Origin of the sequence: Streptomyces hokutonensis, assembly GCF_042751305.1 — a bacterium.
GTDB classification, from domain to species: Bacteria; Actinomycetota; Actinomycetes; order Streptomycetales; family Streptomycetaceae; genus Streptomyces; species Streptomyces hokutonensis_A.
This window is the reverse complement of record NZ_JBHYWD010000003.1, coordinates 334,885-350,277: the sequence shown is the minus strand read 5'-3', so window position 1 is coordinate 350,277 and position 15,393 is coordinate 334,885. Positions and strand designations below refer to the sequence as shown.

Below are 15,393 nucleotides of genomic sequence, written 5' to 3'. Positions count from 1 at the left end.
GAGGGGAGTACGACCGAGATGCGTATCGGAGTGGCACCGCACCGCCTGTGGCCCGACCGGGACGAGGAGGTGGACGCGGTCCTTCAAGTCGCCGTCCAAGCCGAGGAGTTGGGGCTCGACCATGTCTTCGCGAGCGGCCACGCGGTGGCCGGTCCGACAGGTGTGACCCCGGACCCGCTGATCCTGCTGTCGGCCGTGGCCGGGGCGACACGGCGGATCGGGCTGGTCACCAGCGTGCTGGTGCTGCCGCTGTACAACCCGTTGATCCTGGCCCACCAGACCGCCACCCTCGACCGCCTCTCCGGCGGCCGATTCACGCTCGGCGTCGGCACCGGCTGGGACACCGAGGAGTACGCGGCCGTCGGCGTCCCGTTCGCGGGCCGGGGCCGCCGGACCGACGAACAGCTCGCCGTCGTACGGCAGTTGTGGCGCGGCGAGGGCTCCGCGCGGCTCGGGGTGCTGCCCCGCACCGAGGGCGGACCCGGGGTGTGGATCGGCGGGCAGAGCGACGCGGCACTGCGCCGGGCCCTGCGGTTCGGCGACGCCTGGCACGGCTCCGGGGTCGACGTGGAGGGGCTCACCGGGGTACGGGCGCGGCTCGACGTGCTCGGCGCCGAGGTGGGCCGCGAGCCCGGTGAACTGGCCCTGACGGCAGGCCTGTTCCTCGTGCCGCCCGGATTCACCCCTGCGGTGAAGGTGCCGGGGCGCCCGCTGGGCGGAGCCGACGCGAGCGCCGATAGCGTCCGGGACGAGTTGGGGCGGCTGGCCGACGCCGGGCTGGTCTCCGCGTCCCTCTGGCTACCGGTTGCCACGGAGGCGCTGCCGGACGCGCTCGCGTGGGTCGGCGAGGAACTCGTCCCGCACCTGTCCGGACAGCCCTAACCCAGCCGTACGTCCTGCCACACCATCCGGTGGTCGGATGTGAGGACCGTTCTGCCGTTGCCGACGAGGCGGTACAGCGGGTCGTCGGAGGTCGGCCAGAACACGCCGTTCTTCCCGGGGACCAGGCCCTTGGACGGCAGGACGTGGTCCACGCGCAGATTGCCCGGTGCCGTGTCGCTGAAGTCGCCCGTGTCGTAGGCCGGGTTGCCGATCTGGCCCACGTTCGCCCCGCCCTGGAGCTTCGCCGCCTCGACCCCGCCCGCGCCGGCCGGCGGCTTCGCGGGCAGGTTGATCGCCGGGTGGTCCAGGAGCTGGCGGATCGCGTGGTCGTAGCTGTCGCCGTCGTACGGATCCGCGTTCTGGTCGCCCGCGATCACGAACCGCGCGCCGGGCCGCAGTCCGCCCCGGACGCCCTTGTCGTCGTAGAGATAGGCGCTGCGCGCGTGGCCGCCGATGTAGTCGGCCCAGAGGCGGATCTCGTCGTGGTTGCGGCGGCCGTTGCGGTCCTCCGTGCCGTCGAAGGTGGGCGGCGTCGGGTGCGAGACCAGGAAGTGCACGGTCTCGTGGCCGAGGCGGATCGGCACGTCCCAGTGGCTCTTGGAGGAGAGCCGGAAGACCGCGCGGGCCGCGTCGCCGTAGTAGCCCGGCGGGATCACGTTGCCCGGCATGTCCTTCCACAGGAAGTGCTGGAAGGTGCGCACCGCGCGGGCGTCGATCGGGAACTTGGAGAGGACGACCATGCCGTACTGCCCCGGGAAGAAGCCGTAGCCGAACGCGTCCTGCCCGTACGCGTCCGAACCCGGGGTCGTCACCACGCCGTTCCTGCCGTCGAGGTCCACACCGGACGGCACGCCCGTGTTCACCGGGCCGGTGAAATGGTGCGGGAAGTGGATCGGGCGGGCGCCGTTGTGGCCCCGGGACAGGTAGTTGTCGAGGAACAGCCGGACCGCCCCGCCGCCTTCGACGTAGTCGAACTCGTTGATCAGCAGGATGTCCGGGTTCACCCGCTGGATCGTCTCGGCGACGTTCTGCGCCTGGGCGTTGTCGGGTGTCGACAGGTCGGTGACCAGCGCGCCCTGCGTGCCGCGGTTCAGCGAGGCGTTGAACGTGGCGAACCGCACGGTCCGCCCGGACCCGTACCGCCCGGACGCCGACGCCGGGAACGCGGCCGTGCCGGCCAGCGCCGCCCCGGCCAGGGAGGCGAGCGCGGTGCGGCGGGAGAAGGAGCTGGAGTGGTTCATCGGGACTCCGGTGAGGGAGGGGACGTGAACCCCCGTAGTCTGCGCGCGTAGAAATGAACGCCACAAGATGCGGGCGAAACTCATGGGTTCACCGCCGATTCACGCGATGGTGTGATCATGTCCCTTGCCCGGGATGGCCGTTGAGGGGCGCGGGTAGGGCCCCGGCCATGACCCAGCCGTTCGAACTCCCGCACTTCTACATGCCGTATCCCGCGCGCCTCAACCCGCATCTGGACGAGGCCCGCGCCCACTCCTCCGCGTGGGCACGCGAGATGGGCATGCTGGAGGGCTCCGGGATCTGGGAGCAGGCCGACCTCGACGCGCACGACTACGGCCTGCTCTGCGCCTACACCCACCCTGACTGCGACGGGCCCGCCCTCTCGCTGATCACCGACTGGTACGTGTGGGTGTTCTTCTTCGACGACCACTTCCTGGAGATCTTCAAGCGCAGCCAGGACCGCGCCGGCGGCAAGGCCTACCTGGACCGGCTCCCGCTGTTCATGCCGCTCGACCTGGCGACTCCCGTACCGGAGCCGGAGAATCCGGTCGAGGCGGGACTCGCCGACCTGTGGGCGCGCACGGTTCCGTCGATGTCCGTCGACTGGCGCCGCCGCTTCTCCGTCGCCACCGAGCACCTCCTCAACGAGTCCCTGTGGGAGCTCTCCAACATCAACGAGGGGCGGATCGCCAACCCCGTCGAGTACATCGAGATGCGCCGCAAGGTGGGCGGCGCGCCCTGGTCGGCGGGGCTCGTGGAGTACGCGACCGCCGAAGTGCCCGCGTCCGTCGCCGGGTCGAGGCCGCTGCGGGTGCTGATGGAGACCTTCTCCGACGGCGTCCACCTGCGCAACGACCTCTTCTCCTACCAGCGGGAGGTCGAGGAGGAGGGGGAGAACAGCAACGGCGTGCTCGTCCTGGAGACCTTCTTCGGCTGCACCACCCAGGAGGCCGCCGACACCGTCAACGACGTCCTCACCTCCCGGCTCCACCAGTTCGAGCACACCGCGTTCACCGAAGTGCCCGCCGTGGCCCTGGAGAACGGCCTCACCCCGGACGAGGTCCGCGCGGTCGCCGCCTACACCCAGGGCCTCCAGGACTGGCAGTCCGGGGGCCACGAGTGGCACCTGCGCTCCAGCCGCTACATGAACGAAGGCGCCCTCGACAACTCGCCGCTGAACGGACCGACCGGGCTCGGCACCTCTGCCGCCGACATCGGCGCCCTGCTCGCCTCCGCCGGCGCCGAACGGCTGCGCGCCTACACCCACGTGCCCTTCCAGAAGGTCGGACCGTCCCAACTCCCGGACTTCTACATGCCGTTCCAGGTCGAACTGAGCCCGCATCTCGACGGCGCCCGGCACCGCCTCGTCGACTGGATGCACTCCGTCGGCATGCTGGAGGAGGGCGTCTGGGACGAGGAGAAGCTCGCCGCCGCCGACCTCCCGCTCTGCGCGGCCGGCATCGACCCGGACGCCACCGAGGAGGCCCTCGACCTCAGCTCCCGCTGGCTCGCCTGGGGCACCTACGGCGACGACTACTACCCCCTCGTCTACGGCGTCCGGGGCGACCTCGCCGCCGCCCGCGTCACCACCGCCCGTCTCTCCGACTGCATGCCCGTCGAGGGACCGGCGGTCGTCGTGCCGGTCAACGCGATGGAGCGCGGGCTCATCGACCTGTGGGCCCTCACCACCGCCGAGATGCCCGTCGACGACCGGCACACCCTGAAGGACTCGATCAACAAGATGACCGAGAGCTGGGTCTGGGAGCTTTCCAACCAGATCCAGCACCGCATCCCCGACCCCGTCGACTACCTGGAGATGCGCCGCGCCACCTTCGGCTCCGACCTCACCCTCAGCATGTGCCGCATGGGCCACGGCCCGAAGGTCCCGCCCGAGGTCTACCGCACCGGCCCGGTCCGCGCCCTGGAGAACGCGGCCATCGACTACGGCTGCCTCATCAACGACGTCTTCTCCTACCAGAAGGAGATCGAGTACGAGGGTGAGGTCCACAACGCCATCCTTGTCGTCCAGAACTTCTTCGGCATCGACTACCCGACCGCGCTCGGCGTCGTCCACGACCTCATGACCCAGCGCATGCGCCAGTTCGAGCACGTCGCCGCCAACGAACTGCCCGTCGTCTACGACGACTTCGACCTCTCGGACGAGGCACGCGAGATCATGCGCGGCTATGTGACCGACCTCCAGCACTGGATGGCGGGCATCCTGAACTGGCACCGCGAGGTCGACCGCTACAAGTCCGCCTACCTGGCCCGCCGTTCGCACGGCTTCGTACCGGACCGGATCCCGGCGATGCCCTTCGCCTGACGACCCGTCAACCGGGATCCCTGGGGTCCCGGACCCGCTCCGCCACGTCCTCGGCGAGCTCCCGTACGGCCGTCGCGCCGGCGCCCGAGAGCTCGCCGAGTATCGCGTCGGCGGCGGCCAGGGTCGCCTGGGCCTCCTCGGGGAGGTTCGCGTCGGCCAGTGCGCGGGTCAGGGTGTAGTGCTCCTCGGCGATGAAGCGGCCGAGGTTCACGCCCTGCCAGTGCCTCAGCGACTCGTCCCCGGGGTTGGTCAGCGTGTCCCGGAGGGTCGCCAACGTCCTTCCGGCCTCGGCGAGTTGACCCGTCTCCCGCTCCAGTCGGGCCTGCCTCAGCCGGGCGGAGACGCGGTCCCACGCCGTCTGCTGGAGGGCGGCGTGGAGGCGCTGGGCGCGCAGCGCCTGGACGCGGTCGCCCAACTGCTCGAACTCGTAGGCCAGCCCGTGCAGGGGAGACGGGTCCAGCGCCTTCGGGGTACCCGGCCGCCGCAGCAGGCTCTGGTCCATCTCGATCTCGTCCAGCCGGCGGATCAGAGCCACCCGGGCCAACTCGGTGAGCCCCTGGTCGGCCGCCAACTCGGTCCAGGTGGACGGGGGTTCGTCCGCGGGGTCCGTACCGAAGAGCGACTCGTCGAGCTCCCGGGCCCACTCCTGGAGGGCTGCTCCGTCCGCGTCCGGTCCCGGCAGCTCGCTCAGCCCGCACGCGGTGTCGAAGTCCGTCTCCCGCACCTCGTGCAGCAACGGCAGATCCTCGGTGTGCCCGCGCAGCCCCACCAGCACGGCGGCGAGCCGCAGTTCGTCCGTCATCGACGACTCAGCCTCGCGCCGCAGCAGGTGCCGCAGCAGCTCCAGATCGCCGTCCGCGCGGTCGAACTGCGCGGCCCGCAGGGCGAGTCGACGCCGTACGGGGTCCCCGGCCACCGTGTCCCACGCCGTACGGTCGCCCGCGCGCAGCGCCGCCAGGTCCGCCCGCCCCTGGGCGAGCACCGGCTCCCACAGCGGGGGACGGGGATGCTGGTCGAGGAGGTCGTAGGCGCCGCCCTCCTCCTCGTTCAGGAGCAGGAAGTCGGGCTCCGTGCGCAGCAGGGCCGTGTGCAGCATGCCGATCAGCTCGACCGGGGAACGCTCGGACAGGCCCAGGGCGGCGCGGAGTCGGGGCCGTGCCTCGTCGAGGCCGTAGTCCTCGCGGAACTCGTCCTCCGTCTCCGTGACTTGCGCCAGGATCTTCTCCGGGCCGTCGGACGGGGACAGGTCCAGATGGTCGCGCCAGCCCGGCAGACCGATCACGAGCTCCAGCGCCTCGTCGACACTGGAGCCGATGATCCCGGCCGAGCCCTCGGAGTCGGCGTACAGCACGGAACCGTCCGCGCACACGAAGTACGTACCGCCCGCGCCGTCACCGGCGACCGGCCGCAGCGGGGCGCCCGAGGCCAGCCGGACCTGCTCGACGTGGTCCGTCCGGTCCAGGTCGAAGTCGAAGGGGAACGCGGCCAGTTCGGCCAGGTGGGCATGCTGTCGGAGCAGCCGCAGGGCGTGATCGGTCATGCTCACAGAACGTAACAGGCGGCACTGACAACGAGCCGGGCCGCTGCGGAAACCCCTCGTCAGGCGGGCTGGTGCTCGGTCCGCGAGGCGTGCTCGACCGCCGCCCGGGCCAGCGCTCGGACCACCGGGTGCGGGCGGGTGCCGTCGCCGGACAGTTCGGGCTGGAAGAGGGTTGCCAGGAAGAAGGGGTGGCCGGGGAGTTCGGCGATGCGGACATGGCCGTCCTCGTCGTGACCGGTGAAGCGCAGCCCGTGGGCGCGCAGGGTGTCGAGGTGGCGGGAGGGGCCGTAGGAGCAGAAGTAGCGTTCGACCGTGCGCTCGGAGCCGATCACCGATTCGGCGAGCGAGTCCGGGGCGATCGTGACCACCGCCTCGTGGCCGACGAGTGAACAGGCCAGCGGTTCGATGAGGAAGTCCTCGGCGCCGGGGTCGTTCTCGGCGTGCGCGACCCGGGTCAGTCCGCACACGTCACAGGCGTACTCCAGGAGCGCGTGCTGGAAGCCGCCGCAGGTGCCGAGGAAGGGGATGCCCTCCACGCGCGCCGTGCGGATCGCCGACAGGACACCGGCCTCGCTGCGGTACGGGCTGCCCGGCAGCACCCACACGGCGTCGAACCCGCGCACCGCGTCCTCGGCCCCGGCGTCCTCGGAAGGGATCCAGTAGGCGTCGAGGACTAGCCGGTCGCGTTCGGCGAGGGCGTCCAGGATCAGGGGGAGACGGGTGTGCGAGACGACGTTGGGGGAGCGGTCGCCGACCAGGGCGACACGGGCGGTCCGGTCCGGCTGAGCTGCGGTGTTCGTCATGTCCCTCATCCTGGGCGCGGACCGGGGTTCACGTCCAACGATGATTTGTGCACCCTCGATAAGCGGAGCTGATGCGGCCCGGGCATCCTGTCCGGCATGGACCCGCATCTGCTGCGCACCTATGTCACCGTGGCCCGGCGCGCCTCCTTCTCGGAGGCCGCGCGCGAGCTGGGCTACACCCAGTCCGCGGTGTCCCAGCACATCGCCGCCCTGGAACAGGACCTCGGCGCCCCGCTGCTCACCCGCCGCCCGGTCACACCCACGGCCGCGGGCGAACGGCTCCTCGAACACGCCGCCCCGCTGCTGCTGCGCCTGGACGCGGCCCGCGCGGACGTCGTACGCATGGCCGCCGCACCCGAGCGCGGACTGACCCTCGCCACCGCACCGACCGCGCTCGCACCACGTGTCCTGGCCGCCCTCCCGCGCGCGGGCGTCACTCTCCGGGTGCTCCCCCGTGACGAGATCCCGGCCGCCGTGGCCACCGGCACCGCCGATCTGGGCCTGGTCGACGGGATCGCGGCCCCCAACGACCCGCTACGGCTGCCCGACGTGGCCCCGCTGACCACCCACGGCGTCGCCGAGGAACCCGTGTGCGTCCTGCTCCCCGACACACATCCCCTGGCGGGCCGTTCCGCCCTGCGCCTAGGTGATCTCGCCGCCGCCCGCTGGCTCGACGCCCCTGACGCGGGCGTGTCCCTGGCGCGCCTCCGCGCGGCGAACGGCGGCGGCGCCTTCCGCCCCGCCCTGCGCTACGACGGCACCGACGTCCGCGTCCTCACGGCCCTCGCCGCCGCGGGCCACGGCCTGACCCTGCTGCCCCGCTCGGCGGCCACCGGGGTACCGGGCGCGGTCGCCGTCCCGCTCACCGAACCACGGGTCGTGCACCGGACGGAACTCGTCTACCGGGGTGCGCCGCGCGGGGCGGCGGCGCGGTTGGCGGGACGGCTGGTGGAACGGGAACGGGAGTGAGACACCACGCGCGCGTGGTTCACGCACGGCCGCCTTCCCTCTCCTGACCGTCGGTCAGTCTCACTCGTTCGTGGCACGTCGGGCGCCCGTGCGCCGGGTAGAGCATCTGCCGGAGGCGATCCATGGAACAGACTGCGTTGCGTCCCAAGCCGATGCCCGGCCAGGAGCCCGGCGACGGCACCAAGCCCGGCACCACCCGGCGCCCGCACGCCGCGCGGCGCCGCGGCCGACGGCTCATCACCCTGCTGTTCAGCGTGTTCGTCGGGACCGTCCTGGTGCTCTCGGGGGTCGGACTCGGCACGGTCGGCGCCACCGTGATCGGCATGAGCAGACTCGCCGACATGCAGCGCCAGGCGGCGGCCCGGCAGCCCGCGCGGACGGCCACACCAGACACCCCGGCCGACCGGTCCTCGTCCGCCGCGAGCCCGGCGTCGTCGCCCACATCGCCCATGTCGCCCGCATTCGCCGCGCCGGCCACCGCGACGCTCGGCGTGGAGGCCGTGGACGCCGAGCAGACCGGCGCCCTGATCGTCGGCGTCCACCTGCCCGGTCCCGGGTACACGGCGGGCCTGGTCCGCGGCGACGTACTGCTCACGTTCGGCGGTGCCCGCATCGACTCGGCGGCCGACCTCGCGCGTGCCGTCGCCCACGCCCACCCGGGGAAGGGGGTCACCGTCACGGTGCGCCACCGCAGCGGCGGCTTCCAGCAGTTCACCGTGGTCCCCGGCTTCGTCGTCTGAAGCGCGCGTGAGCCGGGGAGCGCACGGGCCGCAGGCGCACCGTTCCCGTCGATCGGCTCGCGTGGGCCTCCGGGTGCGGGCAGGATGCTGCCCGTAGCCACCTTTCGCCCGCTCTCGGAGGCCTGAATGACCGGTAGCACGCCCGCGCCCTTCACCTCCGCCGACTACCGGGCCCGGATGGACCGCGCCGCGCGGGCCGCCGCCGACGCCGGTCTCGCGGGGCTGCTGGTCGCTCCGGGACCGGACATGGTGTGGTTCACCGGTTACGCGCCCACCGCGATCACCGAACGGCTCACTGTCCTCGTCCTGGCCCCCGGACGCTCCCCGGTCCTCGTCGTCCCCACCCTGGAGGCCCCCGACGCCGCCAAGGCACCCGGAGCCGACGCACTCACCCTGCGCGACTGGACCGACGGCAAGGACCCCTACGCGGCCACCTCGGCGCTGCTCGACGCGACGGGCCGCTTCGGTATCAGTGACAACGCCTGGGCGATGCATCTGCTGGCACTCCAGAGGACGCTGCCCGACACCACCTATGCCTCCCTCACCGACGCGCTGCCGATGCTCCGGGCCGTGAAGGACCCGGCGGAACTGCGGCTCATGGCAGCCGCCGGGGCGGCTGCCGACGCAACGTACGAGGAGATCCGGAAGGTTCCCTTCGCCGGCCGCCGCGAGTCCGACGTCGGCGCCGATCTGGCCGATCTGCTACGGCAGTTCGGGCACTCCCAGGTCGACTTCACCATCGTCGCCTCGGGTCCCAACGGCGCCAACCCGCACCACGAGGTGGGCGACCGTGTCATCCAGCGGGGCGACATGGTCGTCCTCGACTTCGGCGGCCTCAAGGACGGCTACGGCTCCGACACCTCGCGCACGGTCCACGTCGGAGAACCCGACGACGAGGAACAGCGTGTCCACGACCTCGTCCGCGAGGCCCAGGAGGCCGGCTTCCGCGCGGTGCGCCCCGGAATCGCCTGCCAGGAGGTCGACCGGGCCGCCCGCGCGGTCATCGACGACGCCGGGTACGGCCCCTACTTCATCCACCGCACCGGCCACGGCATCGGCGTCACCACGCACGAGCCGCCGTACATGATCGAGGGCGAGGAACAGCCCCTCGTGCCCGGGATGTGCTTCTCCGTGGAGCCCGGCATCTATCTGCCCGGCCGCTTCGGGGTGCGCATCGAGGACATCGTCACGGTGACCGAGGACGGCGGTCGACGGCTCAACAACACGGCCCGCGAGATGGCCCTGGTGGACTGACGACGACCAGGAGCCCCGACACCCCGAACGGCGACGGCGCGACCATGACCCAGGCACCGACACCCACCGCGGACACCGTCCGACAACTGGTCCGTTCCCTGCTCAAGGACAGTGCGGCCGACAGCACAGGACTTGAGGTCCGGCCCGTCGCCGAGGGCGGCGAGCACTCCACGTGGTGGGTCGGCGCCCGCCATGTGCTGCGCCTCGCCCCGAACCGCGAGGCCACCCTGCGGCAACGCCGCGAACTGCGTCTGCGCGACCTCGTACGGCCGTACCTCCCCGTCGCCGTTCCGACGAGCGTGGCGCACGGCGAGTGGGCGCCCGGGCTCACCTACACGCTGGACACCAAGGTGCCCGGCCGGTCCGGCGAGGACCAGGACGTCTCCGCCGTCGGCGAGGCCGACCTCGCCGGGCTGCTCACCGGGCTGCGGGAGGTGCCCGTCCGGCAGGCCGAGGCGCTCGGCGTCCCGCGCACCGCCCCGCGCTCCCTGGAGGCACTGCGCCGCGCCGCCGAGCGGGCGGCCGAACGCCTCGCCGCCGCCGACGAGTTCGACGCCGCCCGCCTCCACCAGCTCACCCAGCCCGGCGCGGTCCAGCTCGCCGCCCAGTCCGCCACCGCGGTCCTCGTCCACCACGACCTCAAGGGCGAGCACCTCGTGGTGAGCGCCGACGGCCGGGTGCGCGGCGTCCTGGACTGGACCGACGCGGCCCTCGGCGACCCCGCCGAGGACATCGCCGGGCTCGCGCTGGCCGTCGGTGCCCCCGCCGCGGTACGCGCCGCCACCCTCGCCGGCTACGGCGCCCGGCCCTGCCTGCGCGGCCTCTGGCTCGCCCGCTGCGACACGGTCGTCCGCCTCGCGGCGCAACTCGACGGCCGCGACACCGGACCCCTTCCCCTCCTCAGGACCCAACTGCACCGCACCTGGGAGGCGATCCTGCTGGAACGGGTGACGGAACTGCGGGACGGGGACGGGGAGTTGTAGCGCGTAAACGTCTGCGTAAACGCTTACGCAAACGTCTACGCAAGCGTATGCGTAAACGCTTGCGCAAACCTTTGCGCAAGCGTTTACGCCTGTGCCAGCACCACGCACGACTCCCCGGGCACCCGCAGCAGCCCGTCCGCCCCGGGCACCCCCACCGGTTCCCAGGCCGCCAGGATCTCCGCCGGGCGGGTGCCCAGGGGAATCGCGGCCGGTTCCTTGCCGAGGTTCACGGCGAGGCGTACGTCGCCGCGTCGGAGGGCGAGCCAGCGGGCGTCCTCGTCGTAGGCCACCTTGGTGTCGCTGAGGTCCGGGTCGGTGAGGTCGGGCTGCTCGTGCCGGAGGGCGATGAGTCGGCGGTACCAGGCCAGCACGCGCGCGTGGGGCTCGCTCTGCGGTTCCGACCAGTTCAGGCAGGAGCGGTCGCGGGTCGCCGGGTCCTGCGGGTCGGGTACGTCCTCCTCGGCCCAGCCGTGTGCCGCGAATTCCCGCCGCCTGCCCCGCCGTACGGCCTCCGCGAGGTCCGGGTCGGTGTGGTCGGTGAAGAACTGCCAGGGTGTGCCGGCCGCCCATTCCTCGCCCATGAAGAGCATCGGCGTGAAGGGGCCGGTGAGTGTCAGCGCCGCCGCGCAGGCCAGCAGGCCGGGGGAGAGGGTCGCCGAAAGGCGGTCCCCCTGGGCGCGGTTGCCGATCTGGTCGTGGGTCTGGCTGTAGCCGAGCAGCCGGTGGGCGGCCACGCGCGTGCGGTCGAGACGGCGGCCGTGGTGACGGCCCCGGAAGCTCGAATAGGTGCCGTCGTGGAAGAAGCCGCCCGTCAGCGTCTTGGCGACCGCCGAGAGCGGGGCCCGTGCGAAGTCCGCGTAGTAGCCCTGCGATTCACCCGTCAGCGCGGTGTGCAGCGAGTGGTGGAAGTCGTCGTTCCACTGGGCATGCAGTCCGAGACCGCCCTCCGCGCGGGGGGTGACCACCCGCGGGTCGTTCAGGTCGGACTCGGCGACCAGGAAGAGCGGCCGGCCCGTCTCGGCGGCCAACGCGTCGACGGCGGCGGACAGTTCCTCCAGGAAGTGGCACGCGCGCGTGTCCTGCAGCGCGTGCACCGCGTCCAGCCGCAGCCCGTCGATCCGGTAGTCCCTCAGCCACGCCAGCGCGCTGCCCAGGAGGAAGGCGCGCACCTCGTCCGAGCCGGGCGCGTCCAGGTTCACGGCGCTGCCCCAGGGGGTCTGGTGCGTGTCCGTGAAGTACGGGCCGAACGCGGGCAGGTAATTCCCGGACGGGCCAAGGTGGTTGTGCACCACGTCGAGCACGACGCCCAGACCCAGTTCGTGGGCCCGGTCGACGAACCGCTTCAGTCCCTCGGGGCCGCCGTAGGGCTCGTGCACCGCCCACAGGGACACGCCCTCGTAACCCCAGCCGTGCCGGCCGGGGAACGGGCACAGAGGCATCAACTCGACGTGCGTGACGCCCAGTTCGGCGAGGTGGCCGAGCCGGTCGGCCGCCGCGTCCAGGGTGCCCTCGGGCGTGTACGTGCCGACGTGCAGCTCGTAGAGCACCGCTCCCGGCAGCGGGCGCCCCGGCCACGCGGCGGTGCGCCACGCGTACCGCTCGTGCTCGACGACGGCGCTCAGGCCGTCGGGGCCGTCCGGCTGGCGGCGCGAGCGCGGGTCGGGCAGCGGCGGGCCGTCGTCGACCGCGAACCCGTACCGGGTGCCGTCGCCCGCCTCCGCCTCGGCGCTCCACCACCCCACGCGCTCCGGATCGCGTTCCAACGCGCGCGTGGTGCCCTCGCGATGGAGCGTCACACGGTCTGCCTCTGGTGCCCACACCTCGAACTGCACGGACGGTTCCCCTTCGTCTGCTCACCGGGATGTAGCCCGTCCATCGTGCTTCAAACGAGATCAATCCGCTTTTGAATCCACCCCTTTGGCGCAGGTGTCGTCATCTTCGCGCGCGTGCGGGCCGTTTCCGCGTCTTCTGGACACCCGGGGTTCACTGCCCGACAATCACGAGCGTGACGTCGTCCTTCGAGTTCCACACGTACCCCGCGCGGCTGTCCGACGCGGAGCGCGACAAGGCGCTCAAGGTTCTCCATGACGGCGTCGCCATGGGACGGCTCTCGCACGACACGTTCATCCGCCGCATGGAGCTGGCGCTCGCCGCCCGCCGGTCGGAGGAACTCGTGGCGCTCACCGCCGACCTGCCCACCGAAAGCCGTCTCTCGCGCGTCCTGTTCGGCACCGTGGAGGCCGTCTCCGGGTTCACCGTACGGGTGCGCAGGGCCTGGCAGGCCGAGCGGCTCCCCAAGCTGCTGCTGCCCCACCCGGGCGAAGGACGCGCGCTGCGCATCGGCCGCGACCCCGCCAACGGGCTGCGGCTGACCCACGAGACGGTGTCCCGGGTGCACGCCGAACTCAGCCGCCAGGGCGGCATGTGGGTGCTGCGTGACCTCGGTTCGACCAACGGCACCACGGTCAACGGCCGTCGGGTGATCGGCGCGGCCGTCGTCCGCGAGGGCGATCAGATCGGCTTCGGACGGATGGCGTTCCGGCTCGCCGTGAACTGAGCCCGGACACAGCCCTGCCTCACCTCTGGCCTGGGCTTTACCCGATGTGGCGATCTTGGGTCAGCGTGAAATCCCTTTGCGTACGGCGGTGTTGACGTACCTCTCAGGCCGTGACTGACTGTGCGTACACCATGCACATCAGGTGAACCGACGGCACCACTTTCGTGGAGGTGTGCCCTGCCACCACTCCTCCGCTACCCGTCCGTGGACGAGCTGGGGGCCCAGGCCGCCGCGCTCGTCGCCCGCCGCCCCCGGGACGCCCGGCTGCGCCGTGTCGGGACCTCCCGCGCCGGCACGCCCCTGTGGCTGCTCTCCGTGGGCCACGGCAGCCGCCACGCCCTCGTGGTCGCAGGACCGCACGCCAACGAGCCCGTGGGCGGCGCGACGGTGCTGCGCCTGGCCGAACGGGTCCTCGCCGACCCGCGGTTGAGCGAGGGTGCCGACGTCACCTGGAACCTGCTGCTGTCCCTCGACCCCGACGGCTCGCGCCGCAACGAGGGCTGGCTGTCCGGCCCCTACAGCCTCGGCCGGTACTTCCGGAACTTCTTCCGGCCCGGCTTCCTGGAACAGCCCGAGTGGCTGCCGGACGGCGCGGCCGGGGCCCGACTCCCGGAAACGCGCGCCTTGTTGGAGGTCCAGGACGAACTGCGGCCCTTCCTCCAGTGCTCCCTGCACGGCGTCGACGTGGGCGGCGGCTTCGTCGAACTGACCCGCGACCTCCCGGGCCTCGCCCAGCGCGTCGCGCACACCGCGGCCCGCCTCGGCATCCCGCGCGAACTCGGGCCGTACGACACCCTGTACTGGCCCAGCATCGGCCCCGCCGTCTATCGCATCCCACCACCGCGCCGGGGCGATCTGGCCGCCGCCATCACCGAGGCCGCCGTCGAGTCGACCTGGTTCCACCCGTACCGGCACGGCACGGTCACCGCGGTAGTGGAGGCGCCGATGTGGGGTGTGGCCGACGTCGAGGACGGCACCCCGCCCGCCGACCCGGACGCGGTCCTGCGCACCGTGAGCCACACCCTGCGCCACGACACCCGCATCCTGGAACAACTCCTCGCGCGGATACGGCCGTTCGTACAGGGTGCGGGGGCGACGGAGCCGGGGACGCTCTCCCGCGCCGGCGTGACGGGAACCCCGACGGCGGACGCGGCCGACAGCCGCCCCCGGCACGACACCGGCCGTCCCGCTCCCGCAACGGCGGCCACGCCCGGCCTGCTGCCCCGAAGCCTTCTCGCGCCCGACGCCGCGCGGCTGCTCGCGCCGGTCGACGACTACTTACTGGTGTGCCCGGGGCTCGCCGACGCGTGGGACCCCGATGTCGACACCAGCGCCGCACGCCCGCTGCCGCCGCTCAACACCGCGCATCTCGCGGCCCTGCGCATCGCGGGCCGGCGCCTCGCGCTGCGCACGGCCGGGCTGCTTTACCAGCTCGTCGTCGCCTCCGGGAGCGACCCGGCCGGTGCGCTGCCGGAGCTGGACCGGCTGATCGACGAGTGGTGCGCCGACTACCGGGACGGCTTCGGGGCGCGCTGGATCTCCGTCGCACGCCAGGTCGAGTACCAGTCGCGCGTGGTGCTCAGCGCGTTCGAACTGGCCCGGCGGAACCCGCCCGTGCGTTCCCGTACGGGTGAGCCGGGCTGGGGTACGGAGGCGACGGTGCCGATGCATCTGGAATGACGTACACCTCCCGAACGAAGACCCTCCGGGGTGCCCTGCTCGCCGCGGCCGTACTCCTCGCCGCCGGCCAGGCACCCGTACACGCGGCGCCCCGGCACGGCCTCCAGGGCGACTGGCTCTACCTCACCGTCACCCGCGGCGACAGCCGGTCCAGTGACACACGCGGGACCCTGCTCCTGTGCGACCCGCCCCAGGGCCACGCCCGCGCGGCGGAGGCCTGTGCCGAACTGGCCGCGGCGGGAGGTGACATCGACGCCATCCCGGCCGCCGGCGTGTTCTGCCCGATGGTCTACGCCCCGGTGACCGCCCACGCGCGCGGGGAGTGGAAGGGCCGTCAGGTCGACTACACGAGGACCTTCTCGAACCGCTGTGTCCTGGCGGCGAGGACGGGAGACGTCTTCGCGCTGGACGGCTGAGCGGCGC

Annotated in this window: 13 protein-coding genes; 9 read left to right on the top strand and 4 right to left on the bottom strand. The window is 72.5% G+C overall.

What is annotated here, in order from left to right; translation table 11 throughout:
* Positions 1-18: 18 nt before the first annotated feature.
* Positions 19-882, top strand: coding sequence for an LLM class flavin-dependent oxidoreductase (locus ACFXC1_RS11460; RefSeq protein ID WP_381241617.1), 864 nt, complete (start codon positions 19-21; stop codon positions 880-882).
* Here ACFXC1_RS11460 and ACFXC1_RS11455 read toward each other — a convergent pair.
* Positions 879-2,123, bottom strand: a complete 1,245-nt coding sequence (locus tag ACFXC1_RS11455; RefSeq protein ID WP_381241615.1) for an endonuclease/exonuclease/phosphatase family protein — start codon at positions 2,121-2,123, stop codon at positions 879-881. The two genes, ACFXC1_RS11460 and ACFXC1_RS11455, sit on opposite strands and share 4 nt — an antisense overlap.
* Positions 2,124-2,290: 167 nt before the next feature.
* Here ACFXC1_RS11455 and cyc2 point away from each other — a divergent pair, with 167 nt between their 5' ends.
* Positions 2,291-4,444, top strand: a complete 2,154-nt coding sequence (gene cyc2 / locus ACFXC1_RS11450) for a germacradienol/geosmin synthase Cyc2 (protein ID WP_381241613.1) — start codon at positions 2,291-2,293, stop codon at positions 4,442-4,444.
* 7 nt (positions 4,445-4,451) lie between these two features.
* Here the strand turns inward: cyc2 and ACFXC1_RS11445 are convergent, their stop codons facing one another.
* Together ACFXC1_RS11445 and ACFXC1_RS11440 are read right to left on the bottom strand one after the other, a co-directional pair.
* Positions 4,452-5,984 (bottom strand): hypothetical protein, encoded by a 1,533-nt coding sequence (locus tag ACFXC1_RS11445; RefSeq protein WP_381241611.1) that lies wholly within the window; start codon positions 5,982-5,984, stop codon positions 4,452-4,454.
* A 59-nt stretch (positions 5,985-6,043) separates the two neighbouring features.
* Complete coding sequence (locus ACFXC1_RS11440; protein ID WP_381241609.1) at positions 6,044-6,787, bottom strand: CTP synthase C-terminal region-related (seleno)protein; 744 nt, start codon at positions 6,785-6,787, stop codon at positions 6,044-6,046.
* Positions 6,788-6,883: 96 nt separating this feature from the next.
* Between ACFXC1_RS11440 and ACFXC1_RS11435 the strand changes: the two genes are divergently transcribed.
* The 4 genes from ACFXC1_RS11435 (at position 6,884) to ACFXC1_RS11420 (ending at position 10,733) form a co-directional block, all read left to right on the top strand.
* The gene (locus ACFXC1_RS11435) at positions 6,884-7,756 is read left to right on the top strand and encodes a LysR family transcriptional regulator (protein WP_381241607.1); all 873 of its coding nucleotides are present in this window, start codon (positions 6,884-6,886) and stop codon (positions 7,754-7,756) included.
* Between the two features lie 122 nt (positions 7,757-7,878).
* Positions 7,879-8,496, top strand: coding sequence for a PDZ domain-containing protein (locus ACFXC1_RS11430; protein WP_381241605.1), 618 nt, complete (start codon positions 7,879-7,881; stop codon positions 8,494-8,496).
* Between the two features lie 126 nt (positions 8,497-8,622).
* On the top strand, positions 8,623-9,750 hold the full coding sequence (locus ACFXC1_RS11425; RefSeq protein WP_381241603.1) for a M24 family metallopeptidase: 1,128 nt from the start codon (positions 8,623-8,625) through the stop codon (positions 9,748-9,750).
* Positions 9,751-9,794: 44 nt separating this feature from the next.
* Entirely contained in the window at positions 9,795-10,733 is a 939-nt protein-coding gene (locus ACFXC1_RS11420) for a phosphotransferase family protein (RefSeq protein ID WP_381241601.1), read from the top strand.
* 83 nt (positions 10,734-10,816) lie between these two features.
* Here ACFXC1_RS11420 and treZ read toward each other — a convergent pair whose 3' ends face one another.
* Complete coding sequence (treZ, locus tag ACFXC1_RS11415; protein WP_381241599.1) at positions 10,817-12,565, bottom strand: malto-oligosyltrehalose trehalohydrolase; 1,749 nt, start codon at positions 12,563-12,565, stop codon at positions 10,817-10,819.
* A 173-nt stretch (positions 12,566-12,738) separates the two neighbouring features.
* Between treZ and ACFXC1_RS11410 the strand changes: the two genes are divergently transcribed.
* The 3 genes from ACFXC1_RS11410 to ACFXC1_RS11400 all read left to right on the top strand — a co-directional run bounded on the left by ACFXC1_RS11410 (position 12,739) and on the right by ACFXC1_RS11400 (position 15,386).
* Positions 12,739-13,290 (top strand): FHA domain-containing protein, encoded by a 552-nt coding sequence (locus tag ACFXC1_RS11410; protein ID WP_381241597.1) that lies wholly within the window; start codon positions 12,739-12,741, stop codon positions 13,288-13,290.
* Positions 13,291-13,494: 204 nt separating this feature from the next.
* Positions 13,495-14,970: a M14 family zinc carboxypeptidase gene (locus ACFXC1_RS11405; protein ID WP_381241595.1), complete on the top strand. Its 1,476-nt coding sequence runs from the start codon at positions 13,495-13,497 to the stop codon at positions 14,968-14,970.
* Positions 14,967-15,386, top strand: a complete 420-nt coding sequence (locus ACFXC1_RS11400) for an SSI family serine proteinase inhibitor (protein WP_381241593.1) — start codon at positions 14,967-14,969, stop codon at positions 15,384-15,386. Before ACFXC1_RS11405 ends, ACFXC1_RS11400 begins: the two co-directional genes overlap by 4 nt.
* The last annotated feature ends 7 nt before the right edge of the window (positions 15,387-15,393 follow it).